At 43.2% G+C, this 26,465-nt stretch carries 26 protein-coding genes; 21 read left to right on the top strand and 5 right to left on the bottom strand.

The features are described from left to right. Positions 1–85 precede the first annotated feature (85 nt). A complete protein-coding gene (locus ACN6KS_RS16820) occupies positions 86–730 on the top strand; it encodes a class I SAM-dependent methyltransferase (RefSeq protein ID WP_179281505.1) in 645 nt (214 codons plus the stop codon). An 86-nt stretch (positions 731–816) separates the two neighbouring features. Here the strand turns inward: ACN6KS_RS16820 and ACN6KS_RS16815 are convergent, their stop codons facing one another. Beyond that, a complete protein-coding gene (locus tag ACN6KS_RS16815; RefSeq protein ID WP_094875201.1) occupies positions 817–1,572 on the bottom strand; it encodes a DeoR/GlpR family DNA-binding transcription regulator in 756 nt (251 codons plus the stop codon). 371 nt (positions 1,573–1,943) lie between these two features. On the opposite strand from ACN6KS_RS16815, the gene rhaB reads away from it, so the two are divergent. The 10 genes from rhaB (at position 1,944) to ACN6KS_RS16765 (ending at position 12,984) form a co-directional block, all read left to right on the top strand. Next, positions 1,944–3,410, top strand: coding sequence for a rhamnulokinase (gene rhaB, locus ACN6KS_RS16810; protein WP_440960091.1), 1,467 nt, complete (start codon positions 1,944–1,946; stop codon positions 3,408–3,410). A gap of 38 nt (positions 3,411–3,448) precedes the next feature. Next, positions 3,449–4,705, top strand: coding sequence for an L-rhamnose isomerase (gene rhaA, locus ACN6KS_RS16805; protein ID WP_440960090.1), 1,257 nt, complete (start codon positions 3,449–3,451; stop codon positions 4,703–4,705). 49 nt (positions 4,706–4,754) lie between these two features. Further along, positions 4,755–5,600, top strand: a complete 846-nt coding sequence (gene rhaD, locus ACN6KS_RS16800) for a rhamnulose-1-phosphate aldolase (protein ID WP_094868872.1) — start codon at positions 4,755–4,757, stop codon at positions 5,598–5,600. A 158-nt stretch (positions 5,601–5,758) separates the two neighbouring features. Then, positions 5,759–6,853 carry an NADH:flavin oxidoreductase gene (locus ACN6KS_RS16795; protein WP_440960089.1) on the top strand — a complete coding sequence of 365 codons (1,095 nt, stop codon included), beginning with the start codon at positions 5,759–5,761 and terminating at the stop codon, positions 6,851–6,853. A gap of 273 nt (positions 6,854–7,126) precedes the next feature. Next, the gene (gene miaB / locus ACN6KS_RS16790) at positions 7,127–8,713 is read left to right on the top strand and encodes a tRNA (N6-isopentenyl adenosine(37)-C2)-methylthiotransferase MiaB (protein ID WP_440960088.1); all 1,587 of its coding nucleotides are present in this window, start codon (positions 7,127–7,129) and stop codon (positions 8,711–8,713) included. 28 nt (positions 8,714–8,741) lie between these two features. Further along, on the top strand, positions 8,742–9,191 hold the full coding sequence (locus tag ACN6KS_RS16785; RefSeq protein ID WP_060623306.1) for a RicAFT regulatory complex protein RicA family protein: 450 nt from the start codon (positions 8,742–8,744) through the stop codon (positions 9,189–9,191). A gap of 165 nt (positions 9,192–9,356) precedes the next feature. Continuing rightward, positions 9,357–10,127 (top strand): NUDIX domain-containing protein, encoded by a 771-nt coding sequence (locus ACN6KS_RS16780; protein ID WP_042128449.1) that lies wholly within the window; start codon positions 9,357–9,359, stop codon positions 10,125–10,127. Positions 10,128–10,157: 30 nt separating this feature from the next. Then, positions 10,158–10,697: a cysteine hydrolase family protein gene (locus tag ACN6KS_RS16775; protein WP_094875197.1), complete on the top strand. Its 540-nt coding sequence runs from the start codon at positions 10,158–10,160 to the stop codon at positions 10,695–10,697. Positions 10,698–10,749: 52 nt separating this feature from the next. Further along, the gene (locus ACN6KS_RS16770) at positions 10,750–12,201 is read left to right on the top strand and encodes a nicotinate phosphoribosyltransferase (RefSeq protein WP_440960087.1); all 1,452 of its coding nucleotides are present in this window, start codon (positions 10,750–10,752) and stop codon (positions 12,199–12,201) included. 96 nt (positions 12,202–12,297) lie between these two features. Next, positions 12,298–12,984 carry a DUF6273 domain-containing protein gene (locus ACN6KS_RS16765; protein WP_440960086.1) on the top strand — a complete coding sequence of 229 codons (687 nt, stop codon included), beginning with the start codon at positions 12,298–12,300 and terminating at the stop codon, positions 12,982–12,984. A gap of 95 nt (positions 12,985–13,079) precedes the next feature. On the opposite strand, the gene ACN6KS_RS16760 is transcribed toward ACN6KS_RS16765, so the two are convergent. Further along, on the bottom strand, positions 13,080–13,535 hold the full coding sequence (locus ACN6KS_RS16760) for a hypothetical protein (RefSeq protein ID WP_306440371.1): 456 nt from the start codon (positions 13,533–13,535) through the stop codon (positions 13,080–13,082). A 237-nt stretch (positions 13,536–13,772) separates the two neighbouring features. Beyond that, positions 13,773–15,116, bottom strand: coding sequence for an amino acid permease (locus ACN6KS_RS16755; protein WP_094868877.1), 1,344 nt, complete (start codon positions 15,114–15,116; stop codon positions 13,773–13,775). A 321-nt stretch (positions 15,117–15,437) separates the two neighbouring features. On the opposite strand from ACN6KS_RS16755, the gene ACN6KS_RS16750 reads away from it, so the two are divergent. The 5 genes from ACN6KS_RS16750 to ACN6KS_RS16730 all read left to right on the top strand — a co-directional run bounded on the left by ACN6KS_RS16750 (position 15,438) and on the right by ACN6KS_RS16730 (position 21,240). Then, entirely contained in the window at positions 15,438–16,448 is a 1,011-nt protein-coding gene (locus tag ACN6KS_RS16750) for a 2-oxoacid:acceptor oxidoreductase family protein (protein ID WP_094868878.1), read from the top strand. Positions 16,449–16,473: 25 nt separating this feature from the next. Further along, positions 16,474–18,780, top strand: coding sequence for a thiamine pyrophosphate-dependent enzyme (locus tag ACN6KS_RS16745; protein WP_440960085.1), 2,307 nt, complete (start codon positions 16,474–16,476; stop codon positions 18,778–18,780). Between the two features lie 152 nt (positions 18,781–18,932). After that, positions 18,933–19,415 carry a helix-turn-helix domain-containing protein gene (locus ACN6KS_RS16740; protein WP_094868880.1) on the top strand — a complete coding sequence of 161 codons (483 nt, stop codon included), beginning with the start codon at positions 18,933–18,935 and terminating at the stop codon, positions 19,413–19,415. 16 nt (positions 19,416–19,431) lie between these two features. Continuing rightward, entirely contained in the window at positions 19,432–20,439 is a 1,008-nt protein-coding gene (locus ACN6KS_RS16735) for a carcinine hydrolase/isopenicillin-N N-acyltransferase family protein (protein ID WP_179281506.1), read from the top strand. Between the two features lie 96 nt (positions 20,440–20,535). Then, positions 20,536–21,240, top strand: a complete 705-nt coding sequence (locus ACN6KS_RS16730) for a hypothetical protein (protein WP_440960084.1) — start codon at positions 20,536–20,538, stop codon at positions 21,238–21,240. A gap of 576 nt (positions 21,241–21,816) precedes the next feature. On the opposite strand, the gene ACN6KS_RS16725 is transcribed toward ACN6KS_RS16730, so the two are convergent. Further along, positions 21,817–22,029, bottom strand: coding sequence for a hypothetical protein (locus tag ACN6KS_RS16725; RefSeq protein WP_094868883.1), 213 nt, complete (start codon positions 22,027–22,029; stop codon positions 21,817–21,819). 99 nt (positions 22,030–22,128) lie between these two features. Continuing rightward, entirely contained in the window at positions 22,129–22,641 is a 513-nt protein-coding gene (locus ACN6KS_RS16720) for a MogA/MoaB family molybdenum cofactor biosynthesis protein (protein ID WP_094868884.1), read from the bottom strand. A gap of 172 nt (positions 22,642–22,813) precedes the next feature. Here ACN6KS_RS16720 and ACN6KS_RS16715 point away from each other — a divergent pair, with 172 nt between their 5' ends. The 5 genes from ACN6KS_RS16715 to ACN6KS_RS16695 all read left to right on the top strand — a co-directional run bounded on the left by ACN6KS_RS16715 (position 22,814) and on the right by ACN6KS_RS16695 (position 26,444). Then, positions 22,814–23,839 carry a CobW family GTP-binding protein gene (locus ACN6KS_RS16715; RefSeq protein ID WP_094868885.1) on the top strand — a complete coding sequence of 342 codons (1,026 nt, stop codon included), beginning with the start codon at positions 22,814–22,816 and terminating at the stop codon, positions 23,837–23,839. Positions 23,840–23,933: 94 nt separating this feature from the next. Then, complete coding sequence (locus tag ACN6KS_RS16710; RefSeq protein ID WP_042128424.1) at positions 23,934–24,281, top strand: four-helix bundle copper-binding protein; 348 nt, start codon at positions 23,934–23,936, stop codon at positions 24,279–24,281. Positions 24,282–24,448: 167 nt separating this feature from the next. Continuing rightward, a complete protein-coding gene (locus ACN6KS_RS16705; RefSeq protein ID WP_440960083.1) occupies positions 24,449–24,598 on the top strand; it encodes a hypothetical protein in 150 nt (49 codons plus the stop codon). A gap of 173 nt (positions 24,599–24,771) precedes the next feature. Continuing rightward, complete coding sequence (locus ACN6KS_RS16700) at positions 24,772–25,734, top strand: ATP-binding cassette domain-containing protein (RefSeq protein WP_440960082.1); 963 nt, start codon at positions 24,772–24,774, stop codon at positions 25,732–25,734. Further along, on the top strand, positions 25,731–26,444 hold the full coding sequence (locus ACN6KS_RS16695) for a hypothetical protein (protein WP_440960081.1): 714 nt from the start codon (positions 25,731–25,733) through the stop codon (positions 26,442–26,444). The genes ACN6KS_RS16700 and ACN6KS_RS16695 overlap by 4 nt, the downstream gene beginning before the upstream one ends. Positions 26,445–26,465: the final 21 nt, after the last annotated feature.

The following is a 26,465-nucleotide window of genomic DNA, read 5'->3' as shown; positions in this document are numbered from 1 at the left end:
ATGGAGAGAATAGATCGAGTACGACTTTAATCCTTTTAACATATTTTAGAGTTAGATGGGGAAATTACGATAAGGGGGAGTTGACATGCGAAACGGAATTCGAGAAAGAATTCATTTTCTGTATAAATTTCTGCATGCGCCCCGACAATTAGGAAGCGTTACTCCCAGTTCACGCTGGCTGGCAAAAACGATGCTCGACATCCTTCCGTGGCAAGAAATGCATAACATAGCTGAGCTGGGTGCGGGCACTGGAGCCATCACAAGATTTATTCCAAGCAGGGAAGAGACCGGGATGAATGTGCTCCTGTTTGAGAAGGATCCTGATTTTCGTCATCAACTAAGACTTAAATTTCCTGGCCGTATTTTTCTAAACGATTGCCTGCGGCTAAGGCTTGCACTTCATAATAGAAGGTTAGAGAAGTTAGACTGCATCGTGAGCAGTTTGTCTTTTAGGAATTTCTCAGCCTCAGATCGAACGCTTTACTTTGAACAAATCATCTCTTCTTTAAAAGAGAGTGGCTGGTTCATCACTTTTGAATATTTTCCTCAAATGAAGAAGGAATTAATGCAGCATTTTGATATAGTGAGTGTTAAATGGGTGCTGTTAAATTTCCCGCCAGCGCTTGTTTACATCTGTAGGAAGAAGGCTTCTACACAAGTAAAGCAGGCAGATCCTATTCATTCTTCCATAGATGTAATATCAATTTCTCAGGTTTCTACAGAAAGATAAGGCTGAAAAATACAACAAATGCCGTCACCCATAGCTCAATGGGGAACGGCATTTGTTAAATTAGGCTCAGTATGTTATTACCTATGTTAATAGAGAACCTCAATATTGTCCTCGTTCAGACGTTTCAGCCAAGCTTCAGAAGGCTTACGGTCCGTGATCAAGAAATCAATTTGGCCAAGCTCAACCAGCTTCGTAAAAGCAGTCTTATCGAATTTGGTGTGATCCGCCAGGAGCACGACCTTATTTGCTTGCCGCAGCATGAACTTCTTAAGCTCACACTCCGGTTCGTTGGAATCTGTGATGCCTCGTTCCATATCCATTCCTTTACAACTGATGACCGCAGTATCCACATTGTATCTTTGAATGGTGTCATGGGCTACGGGTCCCACCAGCGATAATGACCGGTAGCGAAGTGACCCGCCGGTAGAGATGATATCCATTCCTGAATTCGAGAACTCATGCAAAATATTAATGGAGTTTGTGATGATGGTTAAATTGTTTTTGTTGCCGAGCAATTTTAGAAACTCAAAGGCTGTAGAGCTTGGATCTACCATTAATGTATCTCCATCATTGATTAAATCGAGTGCCTTCAAGGCGATTCCCCGTTTAATATCTGTATTCAAGGCATTTCGTGTAACAAAAGGCAGATCCTCATTCGTATGACGATTCAGCATAGCACCGCCATAGGTACGACTAAGGATGCCATCCTTCTCAAGCTTCTCCAAATCTCTGCGTATCGTCTCTTCTGTAACTTCAAACATCCGGCTCAAATCAGAGACCAGTACCCGTTTATCTTGATGGACGAGATCTATAATTTTTTTACGTCTTTCGGCTGCAAGCATAGGAATCACCTTTCCAAAGCTATATTTTACAATCATAGCGCTAAATATCTGTGTTTTGCAATGAAAACAACGTAAAAACATCTGTACTTTCCAATAATATTCACAAAACAGATATAAAACAAACAAAAACAACATAAATTATATTTAAAATGTTGACAACAAAGATTTAGGGGCATACGATGAAGAAGGAAATAATTCCCTTAGAGATTAGTCGAGTTAGTGTGATGCAAGGCCGGCCCAGCTGCTATTCAGAGGCCAGCCTGAGGCGCAGCAGCCGGAATACTGCGCTCTAGAATGCAGAGTAAAGTGATTAAACTTGGTGTTGATGAATTAACATACTTTAACTCATCCCTTACTTTAGGAGATTCTTTATGAATAATCATATCGCCGTGGATATTGGTGCCTCTAGTGGGCGGTTAGTACGCGGAATACTGCAAGAGGGCGTCCTCACCTTAGAGGAGCTTCATCGGTTTAGCAATCGTTTTGTAGAACAAGAGGATTCTTATTTCTGGGACATAGATTATTTATTCGAGCAGATTATTATAGGGCTTCAGAAAGCTAAGGGGCAAGGCATTACAGCGTGTACGCTGGGGATAGATACATGGGCTGTAGATTATGTTCTTGTGGATGCAGAGGGAACACGTATTCAAGAGGTTTACGCTTATCGTGATCGTAGAACCGATAAGGCTATGGATGAGGTAGCTAAGCATATTTCTCCTCAAACTATATATGAAAAGACTGGTATTCAACAGTTATCTTTTAATACGTTGTATCAGCTTTATGTTCACAGTGAAGAAGAAATAGCCCAAGCGGATCAAATCTTACTCGTGCCTGATTATCTGTATTTCAGATTAACGGGGTGCAAGATCAATGAGGTTACTAATGCATCTTCAACTCAGCTATTGAATCTAGAGAGTCGAGATTTCGATAATGACCTGTTGGATTTTCTGAATATTAAAAGAGATCAATTCGCTACATTGACTGAACCTGGAGTAATTATTGGCCCCCTCGATGAAGCACTATTTCAGGAATATGATCTTCCGGATTGCCAACTGATCTGTGTAGCCACACATGATACAGCTTCTGCAGTGCTGGGTGCCCCTCTTCAAAGGGACTCCGCGTATATCAGCAGTGGAACATGGTCATTGCTCGGTGTTGAACGAACTCAGCCACTCAATTCTATGATGGCCATGAAGGCCAATTACACCAATGAATGGGGCGCATACGGAACCTATAGATTCCTCAAAAATGTTATGGGCCTTTGGCTCATCCAAGAGGTTCGCAGGCTAATGGACGATCGTTATAGCTTTGCGGAACTAACAGAGCTTGCACATGGAGAAGAAGGCTTCCGGAGCCTGATCTCCTGTAATGATCCAAGATTTCTCAATCCTTCAAATATGATAGAAGAGATTCGTAATGCCTGCGCAGAGAGCGGGCAGCCTGTTCCTGAGACGCCAGGTCAGTTGGCTCGCTCTATTTTTGACAGCTTGGCATTAACGTACCTTACTTACTTGGAAGAACTAGAAGAATTAATAGAAAGCCGGATCGAGGTTCTGCAAATTGTGGGTGGAGGTGCTAACAACAGCCTGTTATGCCAACTGACTGCTGATGTTATAGGCAGAGAAGTTAAGGCTGGCCCAACGGAATCCACAGCACTTGGTAATCTAGTGGTGCAGATGATTAGCACGGGAAGCCTAACTGGTATTAATGAAGCAAGAGATATTATCGCTGAATCATTTGAGATAAAGTCGTTCACACCGCGCCAGACCGCTCATCTTGAAGAAATTCTAATTCGCTGGAAAGAGCTTCAGTTGTCCAAAATACAACATCAAATCTAATTAAACTTACGCTATATGATTTTAGGAGGTACTACAGCATGGATCAGAGTATTATCACTAGCTATAATGAAGCCAAAAAATTATACGCAGCCCACGGGATTGATGTGGAGAAAGTGCTGGAGCGGCTCGCGCAAATTAAGATTTCCATCCATTGCTGGCAGGGCGATGATGTACAAGGGTTTCTTTTTAAAGATAAAGAACTAAGCGGGGGAATAGCGGTAACAGGAAGTTGTCCCGGCCGAGCTCGCACGCCAGATCAACTGCGTCAAGATTTAGAAAAAGCATTATCCCTTATTCCTGGTAAGCACAAAGTAAATTTACATGCGATCTATGCAGATACAGATGAAAAAGTTGATTTAGATGAATTGGAGCCACGCCATTTCCAATCTTGGGTAGACTGGGCGAAAGAGCAGGGGCTGGGCCTTGATTTTAACCCTACTTGTTTCTCACATCCTAAAGCTGCAGACGGTTTTACGCTAAGTCACTCTGACGAGAAGATTCGTAACTTCTGGATTAAGCATTGTAAGGCTTCGCGGACGATTGCTGAACATTTTGGTAAAGAGCTGGGGCAACCTTGCGTAACTAACTTTTGGGTGCCAGACGGATATAAAGATGCACCAGTCGATCGTTTAGCGCCAAGAGTGCGGTTAAAGGAGTCGTTGGATGAGATTTTCAGTTTGGAAATAGATCCTCTTTATAATATTGATGCTTTAGAAAGTAAATTGTTCGGAATCGGTTCTGAGAGTTATGTGGTTGGATCACATGAGTTCTACATGGGCTATGGTTTAACTCGCGGTAAAGCTATCTGTTTGGATGCCGGACATTTCCATCCTACGGAGATGATCTCAAATAAGCTATCTTCGATTCTTATGTTTAGCGAGCAGTTGCTGCTGCATGTAAGCAGACCCGTCCGTTGGGACAGTGATCACGTTGTAACGATGGACGACGAGCTGCTGGAAATTGCCCGTGAACTGGTGCGTGGGGATTTACTCTCCCGAACGAATATCGGACTCGATTTCTTTGATGGCAGTATTAATCATATCGCTGCTTGGGTGATTGGTACACGCAATACCATTAAGGCGTTACTTCGCGCAATGCTCGAACCGGTGGAAGAATTAAAGAGAATAGAGCGGATTGGTGATTACACTTCACGACTAGCGCTTACGGAAGAATTCAAATCGTATCCGTTTGGAGCCGTGTGGGATTATTATTGTGCATCACAAGATACATCCGTTCGGGAGCAATGGCTGGCGGAAGTGAAGAGTTATGAACAGGAAGTTCTGTCTGCAAGATAGAGTGCTAGAGTGGATGTGGAGAGCAGCATATACAAAGGAGAGATTGACAATGAGTACATCTGTTTTGGAATCCAAAGGGTATATTGCAAGTAGTGAGGCTCCATTTATTCAGGAAATGTCAGAGATTACCCGTCATATGTGGGAGCTTGGCTGGGATGAGCTGAATGGCGGTAATGTCAGCTATCTGCTGGATGAAAATGAGGTTGCTAAATATATTAACGTCCTAGAGCCACTACGCACCATTAAACTTACCTTCCCTGTAAAAGAATTAGCCGGCAAATACTTCATCGTGACAGGCTCTGGCAAGTATTTCAGAAATGTGATCAAAGACCCGGAAGCCAATCTCGGTGTGCTTCGTGTTAGTGCCGACGGTGAAAGCGTAGAAGTGTTATGGGGATTACGGAACGGGGCTGTACCTACAAGTGAATTGGCTTCACATTTCATGAGCCATATTGAGCGACTGAAGGTTGACCCTACGCACCGTATCGTATTGCATACACATGCTACGAATGTTATCGCGATGACCTTCACGCATGATCTGGATGAATTGAAGTTTACGAAGACGCTTTGGGAAATGTGCACAGAATGCCTTGTTGTTTTCCCAGATGGCGTTAGTGTCATTCCATGGATTGTTCCTGGCAGCAGTGAAATCGGCCGCGAAACGGCTAAGAAAATGAAGGATCACCGCCTAGTGATCTGGCCGCAGCACGGGATTTTCGGCACAGGCTCCACTATGGATGCCACTTTTGGTCTAGTAGAGACTGTTGAGAAGGCTGCTAAGATCTACAACTTGATTGGCGGAAGAGAAATGAAGCAAAAGATCACGGATCAGCAGCTGTGGGATTTAGCTAAGGCGTTCGGAGTAACTCCAAAAGCTGGTATTCTTGAGGGTTAAGAAGTTCGTAATAGGATAAAACCGGGCATTCGCAGATTTTGCGAGGTCCGGTTTTTATGATTTTTTCTTACATGAAGATCTTAAAATTTGCATTTCCCATCTTTTGGGTGGATAATAAGCTTACTTAAAGTTATCTAATAATTAAATGGAGGTAACATATGAATACTGAACTCTTATTCACACCTTTTCAAGTGGGGAATCTTACATTAGCCAACCGAATTGTCATGGCACCTATGACACGGGTATACTCTCCGGATGGTGTACCAGGGAGTAATGTTGCCGCGTATTATCGCAGACGGGCAGAGGGTGGAGTAGGATTGATTGTTACCGAGGGCACAGCCATTAATCATCCTTCGGCAGTCAGCCACGCCAATATCCCCAATCTACATGAAGAAGCGGCTTTAGAGGGCTGGAAGCAGGTGGTAGAAGAAGTTCACGCAGCTGGAGGTAAGATCATACCCCAATTATGGCATGTGGGAATGGCGCGGACTATAGGGGAAGGCCCTAATGTTGAAGCCCTTCCTATTGGCCCTTCTGGTTTGAATTTAGCAGGAGAACCTGTGACAGAGCCGCTGACTACAGCTGAAGTTGAAAGCTTAGTCTCAGCATTTGCTCAAGCAGCAGCGAACGCGAAAAAAGTGGGTTTTGATGGCATTGAGATTCACGGCGCACATGGGTATCTGATAGACCAGTTCTTCTGGGAAAGAACGAACAAACGTACCGATCGATACGGTGGTGATTTGGCAGGTAGAACAACATTTGCTGTTGAGATCATTGAAGCGTGCCGTAAAGCGGTTGGGCCAGATTTTCCGATCGTGTTACGCTTCTCTCAATGGAAATTGGGTGCCTATGATGAGAAGCTGGCAAAAAATGCAGCTGAGCTCGAAAGCTTTCTGACCCCACTTAGCAATGCTGGGGTGGATATTTTCCACTGCTCCACTCGTCGCTTCAGTCAACCTGAATTTGAGGGATCTGAACTAAATCTGGCGGGATGGACTAAGAAGATTACTGGGAAGCCATGCATTACAGTGGGCTCTGTTGGCTTACAAAGCGACTTTTTCGCAGAAGATAAAGCTCAGAAGCCAGAAGATAACATAGATGAATTGCTGGAAAGAATGGACCGTGAAGAGTTTGATTTAGTGGCAGTTGGCAGAGCACTTATTAGCGATCCAGCTTGGCCTGCCAAAGTTCAAAGTGGAGATATAGATGAGATTATTTCGTTCACTCCGGACGCTACTAAATCACTGTACTAATGCTTGTTGAACACAGCATGGCATTTTTTTGTGTAAGAGACCGTTTATCTGTTTCAATAGGATAATATCTGCTTATATTACAAGCATACCCCCCTTTAATATAATGGAATTTGACCCTGCCAATCGTTGGCGGGGTATTTTTTTGTAGAGAAGAACTATTCTATTCCGTCATTCAAAGGTCGGGTACTTCTAACTTAGCCCAGCAATATGTTATAATTTTAAATTAGCAAAGTATAAAAATAATAGTTTAACAATAGAGGACGTGAAAACAGCATGACTAAGGGGAACCATAACTCACCGGACTTAAAATCCGGCAAGGGTTCTAAAGATTATTCGAGATATTTTGATTTTAGCGACGCTAAGGTGATTAGTGAAGAAGAAGGTAAGATTACTTACCGGATTAAAGGAAGAAATGTGCAAATTAATAGCCAGCCTGATTACAAAGAAGGAAAACGGCGTGGCAAGGAAGAAATAGAAGTGCATTATGATTTCCAGATTCCTGAAGAAATGCAGAATTTCGGAGTAGACAAATATTATCATATTACGACTTATGGCTGCCAAATGAATGAGCATGACACGGAAACGATGAAAGGCCTATTAGAACAGATGGGCTACAAAAGCGTTGACGATCGGAATCATGCGGATCTCATTCTGCTCAACACTTGTGCCATTCGTGAGAATGCCGAGGATAAAGTATTTGGAGAGCTTGGTCATCTTAAGAACTTGAAGATTGAAAAGCCAGGTCTTTTGCTGGGCGTGTGTGGCTGCATGTCGCAGGAGGAAGGCGTTGTCAATCGGATTATGTCTAAGCATGGATTCGTGGATATGATCTTTGGTACGCATAATATTCACCGTCTGCCCCATCTCATTAAAGAAGCTGTATTCAGTAAAGAGCTTGTAGTGGAGGTATGGTCTAAGGAAGGCGACATTATTGAGAACTTACCGAAGAAACGTGAAGGTATGCGTGCTTGGGTAAACATCATGTATGGCTGTGATAAGTTCTGTACGTACTGTATCGTACCTTTTACACGGGGAAAAGAACGAAGCCGCCGTCCGGAAGACGTCATTGCTGAAGTAAGAGAGCTAGCGCGTCAAGGATTCAAGGAAGTGACTTTGCTAGGGCAGAACGTAAACGCATATGGTAAGGATTTTACAGACATCGATTACACCTTTGGTGACCTAATGGATGATATGCGTTTAATTGATATTCCGCGCATCCGCTTTATGACCTCGCATCCACGTGATTTTGATGATAAATTGATTGAAGTACTCGGCAAAGGCGGCAACCTGGTGGAGCATATCCATCTACCGGTTCAATCGGGAAATACTGCCGTACTTAAGAAAATGAGTCGCAAATATACTCGTGAAGCTTATCTGGAATTAGTTCGTAAGATCAAGATAAGTGTGCCTAATGCGGTATTAAGTACCGATATTATCGTTGGTTTCCCTGGAGAGACTGATGAACAATTTGAAGATACCCTATCGCTAGTGCGCGAGGTTGGGTATGATATGGCATATACGTTCATTTATTCACCTCGTGAGGGTACCCCTGCAGCAGCTATGGAGGACAATGTACCGATGTCAGTGAAGAGCGAACGTCTGCAAAGACTCAATGATCTCATTAAAGAGAATAGTCGGATCATTAATGACCGTATGCTAGGTGAAGTCGTCGAGGTACTGGTAGAAGGCGAGAGTAAGAATAACTCGGAAGTCCTTTCTGGCCGTTCCCGTGCGAACAAGCTGGTCCATTTTGAAGGTTCGAAGGAGCTTATTGGCACCTTTGTAAAAGTGAGAATTACAGATACCAAAACATGGTACATCAAAGGGGATATTGTGGCAGAAGCTGCTGCTGTTCATTAATCATCACATACGAATGGGGAGATGGCTTGTGAGTACAGAGGAACAACGTTTGAATAAATATGGGATGAAGACTTATAATACCCGTGACTTGATCGTACGCGAGGATATTATGGGTAAAGCTAAAGAACTAGCTTCATTGATCTCGACAAGTGAAGAAGTAAAGCATTTTCAGCAGGCTGAGCAAAAAATCCTGAACCACGAGCGGGTTCAAGGTCTAATTGCAACGATTAAGAAAAAGCAGAAGGAGATTGTCGCCTTCGAAAGCTTCAATAATAAAGATATGGTAGCCAAGATCGAGCGTGAAATTGAAGTGTTGCAGGATGAAATTGACGGCATTCCAGTCGTGAACGAATTTCAACAGAGCCAGAGTGACATCAATTATCTTCTCCAGCTTGTCATTTCCGTGATTAGAGATACGGTTTCGGAAAAAATAAATGTGGAAGCCGGCACCGAAGCGCCTCCGACCACATGCGGATAACCCACACTCAGTTTAGGGGGCGGATGCAGATCCGCCCCTTTAAGTTTTACACTATACATAATCCTAATCTTTCTAAGTCCGGTTGTTGATTTTAGAAGTTAAGGTTTGGTACATTTAAAGATACGAATTAGTAAAATTATAGCTTCGGAAAAGGATGGGGCAAATATGAGCGAAAATGGGGAACAAACCTATAACGCCAAAAAATATCGTACACCGGACGGAGTTCCGGCCGACATCGTAATGTTTACACTGACCAAACGCGAACGTAAGACGGTCACGAAGACGCTTCCCTTACGTGAGCTTAAGGTAATGTTAATTAGACGAAAGAAATGGCCATGTGCTGGAATGTGGGCTCTCCCAGGCGGATTCTGTCAGGAGGATGAGTCCATTTATGCTGCGGCTACACGTGAACTCAAAGAAGAGACGGGTGTAGATGGCGGTCATTTGGAATATCTGGGTGTTTACAGTACACCAGGCCGCGACCCTCGCGGATGGATCATCAGTCATGCTTTTTTTGCCCTTGTAGAAGAATGGATGTTGGAGCAGAGACAAGCTTCGGATGATGCTGGCGAGGTAGGTTTATTTACGTTGCAGGAAGCACTTGAAGAGCTGGAGCTCGCTTTTGATCACCATGATATCATCAAGGATGCATACTTGCGAATTCAACAACAAATGCTTCAGACTACGATCGCAAGACAGTTTTTACCTAGACATTTTACTCTCAGTGAGCTCTATCAAGTCATTCAAACGGTAGTGCCGGAATTTAAGGAACCGAATTTTATTCGTAAAATCACTTCAACACGTAGCCGTCAGGGTATATTAAAAGAAGTAAGAGATGAAGAGGGAAATGCGCTTAGTTCAAATCAATACTCCCAGCGTCCAGCTCAGCTCTATATGTTCACAGATCATGAGCCTTTGTTATCCATCTACACGTAGTGGTTTAAATCAAGAGAGGGGATTCATCTCATGAGAGCACTAATAGTGATCGACTTTACGAATGATTTTGTCAACGGAAATCTGCCGGTGGGTCAGCCAGCCGTAGATATCGAGCCTAGAATCAGCCAATTAACGTCGGAGTTTGCCCAAAATGGCGATTATGTCGTTATGGCCGTGGATTTACATGAAGAGCAAGACCCTTACCACCCGGAGAGCAAACTATTTCCTCCTCATAATATACGCGGAAGTGAAGGACGTGAGTTGTTCGGAAGTTTGAAATCTGTGTATGAGCACAATCGAGGTTCTATTTATTGGATGGACAAAACGCGTTATAGCGCTTTTAGTGGAACGGATCTGGAAATCAAGCTGCGGGAGCGTGGCATTACTGAACTTCATTTAATTGGGGTCTGCACAGATATTTGTGTACTGCACACCGCAGTGGATGCATATAACAAAGGATTTGCAATTATTGTGCATGAAGATGCAGTTGCCAGCTTTAATCCAAATGGACATACTTGGGCGTTAGAACATTTCCGGGGAAGTTTAGGAGCAGACGTTATTAAGGCATAATACTAGAACAGAACATACACATATAGCAGCGTAGATATTAGGAGATGAGGACTTGAGAAGAGAACTTGCGCTACATACGGATAAGTATCAGATCAATATGATGTACGCTCACTGGGTGAACGGAACGCATAAACGGAAGGCTGTATTTGAAGCTTATTTCCGTAAGCTACCTTTCGGTAACGGCTATGCTGTTTTCGCTGGGTTAGAGCGTATTGTTGGTTATATCGGCGGTTTGCGGTTTACCGAAGATGATATCCGTTACTTGTCTGAGCAAGAAGAGAACTATGCGCCAGCTTTTTTGGAGGAACTGTTACAGTTTCATTTTCAGGGAACCGTTCATTCGATGAAAGAAGGCGCATTGATTTTTCCAGATGAGCCATTAATCCGTGTGGAAGGGACAATTATGGAGGCTCAGCTGGTGGAGACAGCCATTCTGAACTTCATGAACTACCAGACGTTGATCGCTACTAAGGCTTCACGAATTAAACAGGTGGCTCCGAATGACATCTTGCTGGAGTTCGGTACCCGGCGTGCGCAAGAAGCTGATGCAGCGGTGTGGGGGGCTAGAGCGGCCTATATTGGCGGCTTTGATGCTACTTCCAACATGCTGGCAGGCAAAATGTTTAGTATTCCAACCAAGGGAACACATGCACATTCCTGGGTCCAGAGCTTTGGCAGCGAGCAGGAGGCTTTTGATGCCTATGCTAAGGTGATGCCGGACGAAGTTACACTTTTGGTCGACACCTTCGATACACTCCGTAGTGGGGTGCCTAATGCAATCAATACGGCCAAGAAGCTTGAGGCTCAAGGTAAAAAAATGGTCGGTATACGTTTGGATAGCGGTGACTTGGCTTATCTATCCCGTCAAGCGCGTAAGATGTTGGATGATGCTGGTCTGGACTATGTGAAGATAGTCGCTTCCAACGATTTGGATGAGAACACGATCATGGATCTGAAGCTGCAAGGCGCAGCAATTGATACTTGGGGTGTGGGTACACAACTGATCACCGCCTCGGACCAACCCTCTCTGGGTGGCGTCTATAAGCTGGTGGAAATTGAGTCCGCTACTGGAGAAATGATCCCGACGATCAAGATTTCTTCGAATCCTGAGAAAGTATCCACGCCTGGCAAGAAGGACGTATTCCGGATCATAGGTAAAAATGGCAAAGCACTTGCGGATTATATCTGTTTCCCAGAAGAGGAAGCTCCGCGTAACGGTGCACGTTTGAAGCTGTTTAATCCGCTCCATCCATACATGCATAAGTATGTTGAGCGTTACGAGGCATTGCCTATGCTAGAACCTATTTACGTTAATGGATTTCAAGTGTATACTTTGCCGGATTTGAAAGAGGTTCGCCGTTATCATCGGGCGCAAAAGGATCTATTCTGGCCGGAGTATCAACGTAAGTTAAATCCCGAGGTATATCGGGTGAATTTAAGTGAAAAGGTCTGGACTAGCAAGCAGCAGTTAATCGCTGAGCATATACGACCGGATATAGAGTAGATTTTGCAGGAGCAATTCTGTCAACAGTGTTAACGCGGGAGAGTGAAGTACCCGCGTTTTTTTGTTTTTTCGGGAGCAAATAAGGAGGAGAACCTGATGGACAAGGCTAAGCATGCTTTTACCTCGAACATGAACTTTAAGCCGGGCGAAATCATTACTTTTGGCACGTATTCACAATCGAAGGATGGTAAAGAACTGCCGATTGAATGGCGGATTCTACATAACTCAGGTAGTGAACTGTTTGTTTTGAGCGAGTACATTTTGGAATGCAAGAGGTATCACGGCAAGAGCGCAGATATTAAATGGCGTGATTGCGTGGATATTACGTGGCACGAAAGTGATTTACGAGTGTGGTTAAACGATGAATTCTATCATACCGCATTCAATGCTGCCGAGAAGGAATTAATAAAGACGACTCATTGCACAGACAACGGAGAGGGTACCCCTGATACAGAGGACAACGTTTTTTTGCTTAGTGTTGAGGAAATAAAGGCATTCTCAGAGATACGTGGCAAAGAACTACGGCGTGCGGTTGGCACGGAATTTGCTAAAATGAAAAAGTCCGATGGATGCAGCTTATATGTATATGATAAAACGGATAAAGATAACTATATCATCAAAGACGGCGAAGAGACTGGTTGCTCCTGGTGGTGGCTGCGAACACAGGGAAACAAACCTTCGCGTGCTTTTTTTGTCGGTCCGAGCTGTAGCATTCGCAGCTATGCGAATGTTAGTGTAGCCCGTGACGGCGTGCGCCCGGCTTTGATAATTAATCTTCCATGATCAAAAAAATTGGTCTAGAATGTATACATTTAAAAGAGGCGTATCCCACTCTTCGCTAATGTGAAGAGCAAGGGATACGCCTCCCATTCTAATAACTACAGTCCGATAAACATATTTCTGCTAAACGGCCCCCAGTTTGCCCCTGTATACCCGGATCTCCCTTCTAAATTAACAAAACAAGGGAGCAAGATATAAAGAACACCCATAGTAGCATTCGTATTGAAGGTCATAACAAATCTCATTTTTGAATTATCAATTGCAGCTATCATTCCCTTATCAGCACGAATCGTATTCTCTCTAGTAAGAGCCTCTCCCATTCCTACACTTGCTATGTCATTTGGATTTGGCATATTACTTCTTATCCAATAATTCGAAATATTTGTTGCTGATGCTAAATCCGCAGGTTGATCGTAAGTAACTAAAATTTGATTCATAGCAATTTGTCTTGCCTCTACGACGACAGGATGAGACATCACCATTTCTCTTTCGTCAACAGTTGTATTTCTCATCCCATTGGGATAAATCGAAGTAGGATTATTATACATAGACATTTCTGGTCCCCCCATTATTAATTACAATAGTCATTTGTCACGAGACATTGTATGTAAGGGAGTCATGATTAGTGTTAAATAAATAAATATACAAAAAAAGCGAGGGAGAGTAATGTAAACGCGTGGCTGCGAACTCGTTTTGAATGGCAACAATTAAAAGAGGCGCATCCCTCTCTTCGCTATTGTCGAAGAACAAGGGATACACCTCTTTTTGATACATCAGTCCTAGCTAATACTTTAGTTCTTTTTCTTGAATTTTACGAACGACCAAATCGTTAGCATCAACAGGACTCCTAAACAGGTGCCTATGCTGATACGGTTCTGGGCATCAAAGAGAAAGGAAACCGCAATAATAGTTAAACATGCAAGTGTAATAGCAGTTATATAAGGGAATCCCCATACCTTAAAGGTTGGTTCTTTCGGATAGGATCTTCTCAGCTTAAGCTGTGACATACAAATACTGATCCATACGAGAATAACTACAAAGCCTGGAACAGCCATTAGTAAACGGAACAGTCCATCCTGTGCGAAGTACGCTAACAATGAACCGATAACAAGAACAACGGCACAGAGCTTCAGACTGTTGATGGGTACACCTTTTGCAGAGGTTTTTGCTAAGCTGCGTGGTGCTTCGCCCTGTGACGCCATAGAGTGCAGCATCCGGGTGGCGCCATAGATTCCAGAATTGGCAGCAGAGAGTACCGCTGTAATCAAAATGAAGTTCATAACGTGATCGGCACCCTTAAGTCCTGTAGCGGCTAACACCTGAACAAACGGGCTTGTATGCTCATTCAGTTGATTCCAGGGAATTAATCCGCAGATGATTAAGATCGGTAAGGTATAAAACAGAATGACGCGCAGAATGAAGCTTTTGACAACCTTAGGTAAGACCTTTTCTGCATCCTGAGTTTCTGTCAAGGTTAGCCCAATCAACTCTGACCCGCCGTATGAGAACATGACGACAAGTAGTGCAGAGAAGATGGGGGTCCATCCTCGTGGGAGAAATCCACCATAGTCCGTAAAGTTGTGTAAGTATGGAGTAGCTTCCGTCATTGGCAATAGCCCAAAAATCAATGAGCTTCCTAAGATAATGAAGATGATGATCATAGCAATTTTGATACCGGCTAACCAAAACTCCGTTTCTCCGTAACCACCTACACTCATCATGTTGATGCCGATAATTAAAGCGCCACTTGCTAGACTAAGCAGCCATAATGGAACATCCGGTAACCAGTATTGTAAGAAGCTTCCTGCTGCCAGTACTTCAATTACACAGACGGTCAACCACATAAAGCAATATAACCAACCCACGATAAAGGAGAGTCGTTCTCCAAAAGCTTCACGAATGAAGTCCTTCATGTTCCTATTCGGGTACACCGTAGCCATTTCGGCTATTGCTCCCATGACCACTAAGAGTAGCAAGCCTGCTAATACATAAGTAAGAATAACCGCAGGTCCGGCAATGCTTATGGTCTCAGAACTCCCTTTAAAAATCCCCGTACCGATTACTCCGCCCATCGCCATAAAGCTGATATGCCGAGGAAGCAATTTCTTCTGTAATGATGCTTCGTTTGACTTCACAATTAATGCCTCCTAAGCTGTCTTCGAAAATTACACCAAGCATCAGTTTATCCTGAAATGGACTAGTTGAAAAGTAAAAATAACACACATTTTTATAAAGAAGGCTGTCTTTTCACTGGAGTGTGATATTTATCATGAAGAATGTGATGAATTTAACATCTTAATTTTTAATTTTATTGCTAAATAAAAGTAGCTAAATAAGTTTAGGTAACACATGGAAAATGCAAGATTTGTCACTTCGCGACTTGCAAAATCAAGATACAATCTTTGAAAAAGTCATAAGGATATTATACGGATGACATTCTGAAAGGGGCTATGTCGGTGGTACAGTTACCAAAAGTGAACGAACTCGGATTTTTTGAGATTCGTCTGGAATCAATTGGAGGGCTAGGCGCGAACTTAGCTGGTAAAATGCTTGCAGAAGCAGGAGTAGTCGGAGCTGGAATGAATGGAGTGAGCTTCTCATCCTATGGTTCTGAGAAAAAGGGATCAGCGGTAAAAGCGCATATCCGTTTTTGTGATTTGAACACGCATATTCGCGACACTTCACCGGTAGAACGACCACATGTCGTAGGAATATTCCATGAAGCGTTGGCTAAGACCGTTAACGTGACTAGCGGAATTTATGATCATAGTACAGTGCTTGTGAACTCAGCCAAGTCACCGGAGGAATTGAAGTCTTCTCTAAACATGATGGCTGGAACTATTGCCGTTGTTGATGCTACGACGATCGCATTAGATGAGAAGAATCGCGTAAACATGGCGATGTTAGGTGCGTTGTTCCGGATGTGCGATTTCTTGGATCCTGAAATTATGAAGGGTGTTATCGAGAAATCTCTTGGCAAAAAATATCCGCAGGCTGTTCAATCCGCATTAACTACTTTCGAACGTGGCTTTAATGAGGTTACTTTCATGCATTTTCCATTGCCTGAAGGTGCGATTATGCCTGAGTTCGTCCGGTCCGATATTTCGGCCTTAGGTTATGAAACACAGCCGATCGGGGGTACCATTACAAATCCTGGCAGCAGCTTTTTAAAGAATCTCAGCATTTCAAGATCCGGTTTATTGCCTCATTTTAAATTAGATGATTGTATTCATTGTGCGCAGTGCGATACGGTATGCCCTGATTTATGTTTTGTTTGGGAGGAGCAACCGGATAAGAAGGGACGTCCGCAAATGTTCCTGCAAGGAATCGATTATCAATACTGCAAAGGCTGTCTGAAATGCGTAGAAGCTTGCCCTACAACGGCATTGTCTGGCGAGCGCGAGGAAGATGGCTACGCAGAGAGCCATACGGTCCGGCATATTTTCGATCTCGTTACTCAGGCCTAATATACGGAGGAAAGGTGGAACATACGTGGCTATTGATTATGAAAAAGAAGTAAGTTCTACGAAGGTAGAACAGAAATTCCTATATGAATCCGGCAATGAAATGGCAGCTTATGCTGCTCATCAGATTAATTATCATGTCATGGGTTATTTTCCGATCTCCCCATCGACAGAAGTGGCTCAATTTCTTGATACGATGAAAGCGAACGGCCAACATGATATTATGCTTATTCCATCAGATGGGGAGCATAGTTCTGCTGGAATTTGTTATGGCGCTTCGACGGCTGGCGGTCGTGTATTTAATGCTACAAGTGCCCAAGGATATATGTTTATGCTTGAGCAATTGCCGGTACAAGCTGGTACACGGATGCCTATGGTTATGAATTTGATCTGCCGCTCGATTTCCGGTCCGCTTAATATTCATGGTGACCATTCTGATTTGTATTTTGCGCTGAATACGGGCTGGCCGATACTGATGTGCCGTGATCCACAATCCGTTTATGATATGAACCTGATGGCATTAAAGCTTGCAGAACACGCCAAAGTGCGTCTTCCAGTAATGGTAGCATCAGATGGTTATTTTACTTCTCACCAGAAACGTCGTGTACAGGCATTTGCACATCGTGAGGATGTTCATAAATTCGTTGGGCCACAACCTCCGGTGGGCTTTACGGATACACTGGACCGCAATAATCCGGTTACTGTAGGTCCTTATATGAATGAACCTGACTACATTAACAACCGCTATCAGCAGTCGGTAGCCATGTATAATGCGGGTGAAGTCTTCGAAGAGATTGCGAAGGAATTCGCTGAATTGACTGGACGACACTATCCTATGATCGAAGAGTATCGGATGAAAGATGCGGAAGTAGCCGTATTCCTGATGAACTCTGCCTCAGAGATCATTAAAGATGTTGTAGATCAGCTTCGTTTGCAAGGGATCAAAGCAGGTGCAATTTCGCCGAATATGATACGTCCTTTCCCGCAGAAGCAAATTGCGGAAGCGCTGAAAAATGTAAAGGCAATCACCGTAGGCGACCGTGCAGATTCGGTTGGTGGTCACGGCGGTAATATGGTAAATGAGATCAAGGCAGCACTGTTCACCTATGGTAACACTACTACAAAGGTCATTAGCCGTATTTACGGGTTGGGCGGTAAGGACTTCTACGCAGAAGATGGTCATGCGTTCTTTGAATTGGCACTAGATGCTGTTGCTGCAAACCGTGTTGAAGTACCGTTTGACTACTATGGTCACAATCCAGGTACGCCGGACAAAGCGCCACAGCGTCTATTGAAGCCGATGAACTTTGATGCGTTGAAGACAGGGTTAATTACGGTTAAACAGGATGAAGCTACAGGGAAATTAAGTGTGCGAATACCCCCACTGCGCAGCTTGACGAAGAAACCTAAACGGCTGGCACCTGGTCATGGCGCATGTCCGGGCTGTGGGATTTTCTCAGGGCTGGAGACGTTCTTCAAAGGGATTGAAGGGGATATCGTTGCTCTGTATCATACAGGGTGTGCCATGGTAACAACTACAGGATATCCATATTCTTCTCATAAATCTACGTTTATTCATAACCTATTCCAAAATGGTGCTGCTACCTTATCTGGTGTGGTAGAAATGTTCTGGGAACGCAAACGCCGCGGTGAACTGGACGGACTTGGGCTTCAAGACGACTTTACATTTGTAATGGTAACGGGTGATGGTGGTATGGATATCGGTATGGGACCTGCGATTGGGGCTGCACTACGCGGTCACAAAATGATTATCGTAGAGTACGATAATGAAGGCTACATGAATACAGGGGCTCAGCAGTCCTATTCCACACCATTGGGTCACCGTACTTCTACATCCAGCATTGGTAAGAATCAGCAAGGTAAAGTTACACAGCATAAGGATACTGCCCAAATCATGGCAGCTACTAACATTCCATATGTCTTTACTGGCTCCGAAGCTTACCCGCAGGATCTTGTGAAGAAAGCGGCAAAAGCACAGTGGTACGCTCAGAACGAAGGTCTAGTGTACGGTAAAATCCTGATCGCATGCCCGCTGAACTGGATGTCTGAAGATAAAGAAGGCACCAACATCGTCTCGCTGGCAGTAGAATCTTGCTTCTTCCCTCTATATGAAGTGGAACATGGTTCTACGAATATTACGTACAATCCAGAAGACAAAGGCAAACGCGTTGAGCTCTCAGCTTGGCTGAAGACCATGGGCAAAACCCGTCACTTACTGAAGCCTGAGAATGAGCCGGCTTTACGCAGCTTCGAGGCAGAAGTGGAGCGTCGCTGGAAACGTCTGAAAGCAAAACATGAGCATCCTGATTTGTAAAAGATAATGATGAATAACCCGGCAGATTTCTCTGTCGGGTTATTTTGTATATAACTGTATAGAACAGATGTACGGTTGACATAAAATACGTCAAAATGTAAGATGGGTTTAATTGGATTAGACATATTTTATGTCAATAAGGAATGGTGATCATGGAAAGTAATACTACTGTATCTGCCCTAACAATTTTGCAATACCTTGCATTAATTCATCAAGTGACGTACACCAATGTATGCAGAGAAGTAGGGCTGACCCCGCAACAATTTAGTGATTGGGTCAAGAAACGTCGTCCTGTACCCAAAGAAAGACTGCAAGCATTGGCAGAATTTTTCAAAGTGGATGCTGATCTGTTGATTGATGAGAACAATTACTTGCTTGATCTAACACCAGAAGTAAAAATCGAGGTGCAAATTCTTTTTTTAACCCGGATGTTAAGGAATGAAGAGGAGAATCCGGAGGAGGAAGGCTATCTACAAAAATTGCAACAGCTGCAATGGGAAAAAAGAAAGCAGACATTGATTACAAGATTCTCAGCCCTCTTAGATCAAAAGAATAAGCAGATTGAAGAGTTATGTTTAGCTTTTCTGGATCATATGGAAAATGAAAATAAAGAGGTTCTAAACAAGCTGCTATAAGAAAAGGGAGATGAACATGAGTACAACCTTCCATATGCTTAAAAATGAATTCAATAGAGTCTGTAAAAATCAAGATGTAATCTACGATGGAGTGTATCTTTTTACGAACCAAAGAGGTTTACAGAAGACTGCATTAATGATGCCTCCAGCTCAGCCCGCTTCTTGGATTTCTCAGTATGGAAGCCTAACCATCTCACAAATTGGAAAAGAAAATCCTAATGGGGGGATGAATGAAGCAGGGCTGGTGGTGGAGCAAACGACACTTTGGCAGACTAAATATCCTGCGGTGGATGAACGACCCGCTTTAGGTGAACTGCATTTTATTCAATATTTACTTGATACCTGTGCTACTGTTCAGGAAGCATTGGTAGCAGCTACGACGGTTCGTATCGATCAAAGCACTTCTAGTTTACATTATCTGTTGGCTGACCGGAGGGGCAATCAAGCGATTCTTGAGTTTTTAGATGGAAGGTTGGTTGTATATAAAGGCAAGCTTTCCATGCCTATTATCGCTAATACAGTGTATGAGGAAGCTGTACAGGAGATTCAGAGGGTGGATTTCAAGGGCTGGGAAGATCGGGATGCTTATGAACAGAATTCACTGGATCGCTATAAGATTGCCTATGAAGCATTAAGCACATTAGCGGAGCAAACGCCTGACACGGATTTTGCATTTAAAGTTCTTGCCGCAGCACGGCGCGAGGATACTGTGTATAGCCTGGTATACGATCTGAATCAGCTACAGATAGAGGTGATGACTCAGCGAAACCAAGAAAGAATTAAGATTCGTTTAGAGGACTTTGATTTTTCTGTAAAGGGGCCAGCTCAAGCTGCTAACCTACAAAAGCTGCGTGCAAACCACGAAAGAGCCCAGTTCGAGAATTACTCAGCTGATTTTAATCATAAAGCAGTCCAATCCTTTTTTAGAGATCCGGTTTTGACTTCCGTTTTTAGATGGGAGATCTCTGATGACATGATTCAATTTGTAGCCAATTATCCGGATTCTTTTATAAGGACTGAGTAATAATTTTGGGTTGTAAGACATCCAAGGGAGTCCTCTTGGTACCCCCTTGGATGTGGTATTATATGGAGAATGTAGGAGAGAGGAGGACTGGTTTTATTGAGCTGGATCTTTTGGATTTGTTTTATTGTTTCATTACTAGTGTCCTATTGGGATCAGCGAAAAACATTGAGATTAAAGGATTGGGCGTTAATTATTGGAGCCTTTTTACTTTGTGAGTTCTACATCAATTTGTTCGGCTTACTGATTCCTGTGGGCTTTTTTATTGCATTAATTTATATGTATAAAAAGAAGCAGTTTCTTTTCTCGAAAGCGCTTATTTTTGGGTTAATTAGTATCTGTGTTATTTTCTATGGCCCTAAGATTAGTTTGAATGAAATCCATGAGCTAACGAAGGCTAATAAATATACTGAGCAATTTAATCAGATTAAATCCGTTTCACAATTTTCCGTCGAATCAGATATGAATGGAGTTCTTAAGGCGGCTGCGAGTCAATTGAAAGAAAAGAATCCAAAGTCAGAAATACCTGTAGAGGATCCTCATGTTGCCTTCAGTATATGGGTTCTCCAGCATAGAAATGTAGCAATTAAGGATTTAGATTGGTTATGGTATGAGGCTCCGTTAGAATTACATTATTATTGGCAATCTAACCGCCCAGATCAGCGGGTTACATTGGAATACGTTATTTTTAATGATGTTGGATACATGGGTGTTTTTGAAAGGAAAAATGAAAAAGAACGCTATCATCTCCGAACGATCTATGAGTTTGACCGCCTTAAAGCATGGTCTCCGATGATACCCTGACTCTGAGTTTAACAAAGATAAATCATGAGTACCGATTCACGACCCAAAATGGAATTTTATTCTCATGGTCATCCAAACCTTTCGCTAGACAAAAGAAAACTGAAATTACGGCTTGACCCCCTTAATCTGTAGTCCGCCACGTTTCATATAAAGATGTACTTTTTGCAGGTTTATTCGACATTTTGTCTTTTACAGTGAGCGATTAGTTAAACGGAAGTATCTTCGAGTTACATTGTGCTGCTGTTTTACTTCTGATCGATCCTTTCTTTGAAAAAACAAGCCATTTGATTTTCAGAGGCTTGCTTTTATAGCTGTGCTATCGTGAATCACTAGAACAAATTCCAGTGGCCCTTAACTCTAGCATATTGTTCTGTCTTAACTAATAGATAACGGGTAGAGATCACTGTCCCTACGCTTCCCGCGATTGGTGCTCCGGTTGATAGAAGACATACAGACTAGATAAACGATCCATTTTGTCAAATGTTTTCTGCAAAAGAAGCGAGAGAAGACCTAATGCATTTAGCACGGGTCTGTCTCTCACTTATAGGGGACTTTTAATAGTGGTGTGAAGTAGAGTTATCTTCCGCCTCTAGGCATCATGTTATTGTCGCAAAAAACATCTTTCACAGAATAGGTGTAGCAATGGCGAGGAACGGGTACACAGTGATGACGTCTAACGATTTCAACTGGATGAATCACATTTACTACTTGTGGATGGAAGTGATCTTGATAAACCACCTTAGGTGGGTCAGTAACCGTTTGGGCCGGGCATTTTGGACATTCAGACATTTCCTTCAGCTCCTTTTGTGTGTGGACTTACCGTATTATACGCACAGAACAAAAGCCTGCTTGGTTGTTTGTCTATTATATTTAAAAATGGGTATTTGCTTAACGCTTGTAAATTTCACGCATAACATGGCGAAGTTCCGGGATAATTAACCGTTCCATAGCCAGTTTTACGGCTCCAGCAGAGCCAGGCATAGAAAAAATTGCGGTCTTTCCCATGGTGCCTGCGATGGCTCGACTAAGAATAGCTGCCGAACCGATGTCCTCTGTAAAGCTTAGCATCCGAAAAATCTCACCGAAGCCAGGTAATGTTTTATCTAGCAAAGAGGCAACAGCTTCATACGTCGTATCCCGTGGAGAAATCCCTGTTCCACCTGTGAGGAGTACAGCTTCTATTCCGGCCTGGTCAACACATTTATACAATAGCTCACGGATATCCTGATAATTATCTTTCGTAATGGTGCTGCCTATCACTTCATACCCGGCTTCTTCGAGCATAGATTTAATCAAAGCTCCTCCGGTATCTGTTTCAGTAGTTCTGGTATCCGAGACAGTAATGATATAGCAGGAAACGGTTTGAGGCGCTTCTTTCCGATGTTCTTCAACAGATGACAAATGGCTCAACTCCTAGATTAGAGATGTTATCATGATAGGGGATGGCAGAAGTAAAGACAAGCTTACGTGTACTTACAGAATGCAGCTGGAATTTGGGGTGCCGCTTGCGTGCTTCGCGCGCATGTAGTACACTCGCTACACATAACTGTAATTTGCTGGGGAGCGATGAAACATGGAACAGGTCGTACCTGTGTATATATTGTCAGGATTTCTGGGGAGCGGCAAAACAACATTGCTGCAGCGCCTACTAGATCATTGGAAAAATCAGGGTTTACGCCCTGCAGTAGTGATGAATGAGTTGGGTGAAGTGAATTTGGATGGATTGCTAGTTGAGCAAACTGTCCCTATGGCAGAACTACTTGGTGGATGCATATGCTGTTCTATCCGAAGTGATCTTAGTACAGAGCTGGCAACACTCATTAAGAAGGAGACTCCGGATGTCGTAGTAATCGAGGCAACAGGAGCTGCAAATCCGCTGGAAATTGTAGATGGCGTAACCGAAATTTCGTTGTATCAAAAGGTAGAACTGAAAAGCTTGATCACCGTTGTTGATGCCGTACATCTTCTTGAACTGTATCGCGCACAGCAGGGGGCAACTTATCGTTTGATGCAGGAGCAGATTCGCTGCGCTTCTGTCTTGCTATTGAATAAAATTGACCGTGTAACCGCTGAAGAGGCGGAAGAGGTTACCGCTGTACTACGGAAATGGAACGCTTATGCACCCATTCTGCCAACTGTGCGTTGTGATGTAGAACCGGAGGAATTGCTGCGTGATGCAGGTGGAGTTCTTACGGATGCACAATTGGAAGAGGTTGAGGATGCCAGTGAGAGCTTCTTGCATGATGAAGATGAACACACGACTAGAGGCACACATACTAGCCACGATCATGTTATGGCGTACACACATTATTTTAAACGTCCAGTAAACAGTGAACAATTCGAACAGTTCGTTAAGGAATTACCGCGTGATGTTTATAGAGCTAAAGGTATTGTGACCTTTAATGACACCTCCAGCCGCTTTCTTTTCCAATATGCCTATCGTGAAGCTGATTTTATGAAAATCACACCACAAGGCGAAGTGCCTGACGTTGCCGTATTCATCGGTGAACATTTCTCATCAAATGAACTGCGCACTAGGTTACTGGAGATGGAAGGGCGTACCTTCGTTCGTCCTAGTACAATTAAGAGAAGTCTATAATCAGATCTCCTTGTCAGAAGTTGTAATGGTTCATTCCTAATCTTGTAGGTTAATAGTATCGCATACCCTATAAAAATACAGGAGGTTTAAGGCTATGACCCGAATTCAATATCAGGAGTGCATTGACGCTTGTTTAGAAAGTATGAATGCCTGTAATTATAGCTATGTCTCAAGCCTAAAAGAATATGATCTTGCTTCTCTGCGTGAAAGCATGCGGCTAGATCGTGAATGTGCGGATATTTGTTCATATGCCGTACAAGCGATGACTCGCCAAAGTCCGTTTGTAGCCGGAATTCTCCGTCTTTGTGCCGAAATTTGTGAAGCCTGTGCAGATGAAAGCAGCAAGCATATACATACACATTGTCAGGAATGTATTGATGCCTGCCGTAGATGTGCTGAGGCGTGCCGTCTAATTAGCGATGCGGTTGAGGTTTATGCGTAAATACATGTAACCTAACTCTCATATATGAACCGATAACCAGATTGTTGCTGTAGAAATATAGCAATAGTCTGTTTTTTTATATTCAGAACAGATGAAACCATTTATATAGCCAGAGCTTGCACAGATCTTTGAATATATTTTAATGGGTGGAGCAAAATAGCAGCCCGATGGACCCGCCTGATCCGGTTGGCTCTTCAGAGGGGACAGGTTTATTACGTGAGCTATATGATTTGCTTATGTTCAGTCAGATTACACCAGAGAAAGCTGCAGAACAGTTCTGGCTTCGAGCTGAAGATATTCTGTCACATAACAAATAAACAAAAAGAGGGAAAGGATTAACGGAAAGCAAACAATTTTATAATAAAACTTCTGGATTTAAGAAAGGGCTGCTTTAGCAGTTCTTTCTTTTTTTGATTAAAATTTGGTTCGTATAAGAGGAAATTCGTAGGGAACTGGAGAATTAACAGTAGATATGAAGGGAGCGCGATTAGTGACACACAGAGAAGAACTTAACTTTACTGACATTGGCATAGATGCTACTCCCCTAATAGTATTAGAACAAATTAGTAAGCAATTTGCACGACGAACAGTGTTGGAAGAAGTTTCGATGGTCGTTGAAATGGGAACTGTCACTGCACTTATCGGAAGGAATGGTTCAGGTAAAAGCACGCTGCTGTCTATCTTAGCTGGACTCATCCATGTTTCCTCAGGGAAGTTGGATCGCATTCATCATCATATGAGGATTGGATATGCGCCTGAAATTTTTCCAGGGTCGAAGCTTTCCCCAGAGCAGTATTTGCGAAGCATGGGTCAGATTAGCGGACTTGCACCAGCTCAGATCGAGCAGGAATTAACAATGTTATTCGAACTGTTTCTGTTGGAGAATTTTCGTACACAATCTATGCTAAACTTCTCCAAAGGGATGCTGCAAAAAATAAATCTGATCCAAAGCTTAATGGGAAGTCCTTCATTGCTGCTTCTGGATGAGCCTATGTCGGGATTGGATCTCACTTCCATGAATAAGCTTGTTGACCTTCTGATAAATTTGAAGAAAAAGGGCACAGCCATAGTATTCTCGGTACATGAGCCTCAGTGGATAGAAATGCTAGCCGACCATGTCCATGTACTTCAAGGAGGAAGGATTGTTAAGTCCATTGTGGGGTCTCAGAAGTTGAGAGCAAACCCCACTACTTATATCCGATTATCCAATCTGTCCATTCAGAATCAGCAGTATCTGAAGGGTATGACAGGGTTTATTTCTTTAGAGGAAGTTAAGGATAGTGCTTATAGTGATTGTATAGGGCTGACTGTAGAGGCTTCACATTCTGACATCTTTCTGCGGTTTGTATTAGAAGCGGGTGGCTCAATACAATCGGTAGATCCCCGAGGGGGACGTGATGGTATAGAACTGTGGATGAGCCCAGCGACCAGAGCTAAGGAGGTCGATTCATGAATTCGCTTATCGCTTATATGCTGCGAAGCTATACCCGATCTCAGCGATATTTCGGCCCATTAGCAGGGATTGTGATTGCGGTTCAGATTTTGTATTCCTATAAACCTAATCCGGTAATGAATAGCTATGCAGCTACTGCAGTAATGCTTTTTATCAGCTGTGCCTGGATGGGCCTCAGCTTTCTAAATCATGAACATCCTGTACATCGGCAGATCGCAGTAGTTCATCTGCGAAGCGCGGTTAAGCATAGTGTAGGGGGTATTCTTTCACTTGCATTTCTTACGTTGCTGCTTGATCTAATCCTTGTTATTTATCCTTGGGTAACGGGCCACTTCGCAGAATCACCAGGGGTGTATCGGTTCAGCTTAGCTCTTGCTGGACACGGGTTATTAGGGATGCTTGGTGTGTCCATTTCCTTATATCTGCAATCTTCGTGGGTTAAGAAAGGCAGCTATGCTGCCGGTATCATGCTGGGAATTGTTATAATGTCACTTGGTGGGACCCAGATCAGTGATAGTTTGCCCGGTTCGTTACATTTTCTGATCTGGTTGTTACCACCTGTCGCCCCAGTTATGGAGGTTATGATGAAAGCTGATACTATACCATTAGCGGAGTTGTTAGGTTCATTTGCACATGCGCTCTTATATATAACACTGCTTATCGGTTTTTATTTGTACAGATCAAGACAGAGAGACTACAACAAAACATAAATTGTATAGATAAAAGTAAAA

This window comes from Paenibacillus nitricinens, assembly GCF_052056485.1.
Taxonomy (GTDB): domain Bacteria; phylum Bacillota; class Bacilli; order Paenibacillales; family Paenibacillaceae; genus Paenibacillus_AQ; species Paenibacillus_AQ nitricinens.
This window is presented reverse-complemented; position numbering and strand designations above follow the sequence as displayed.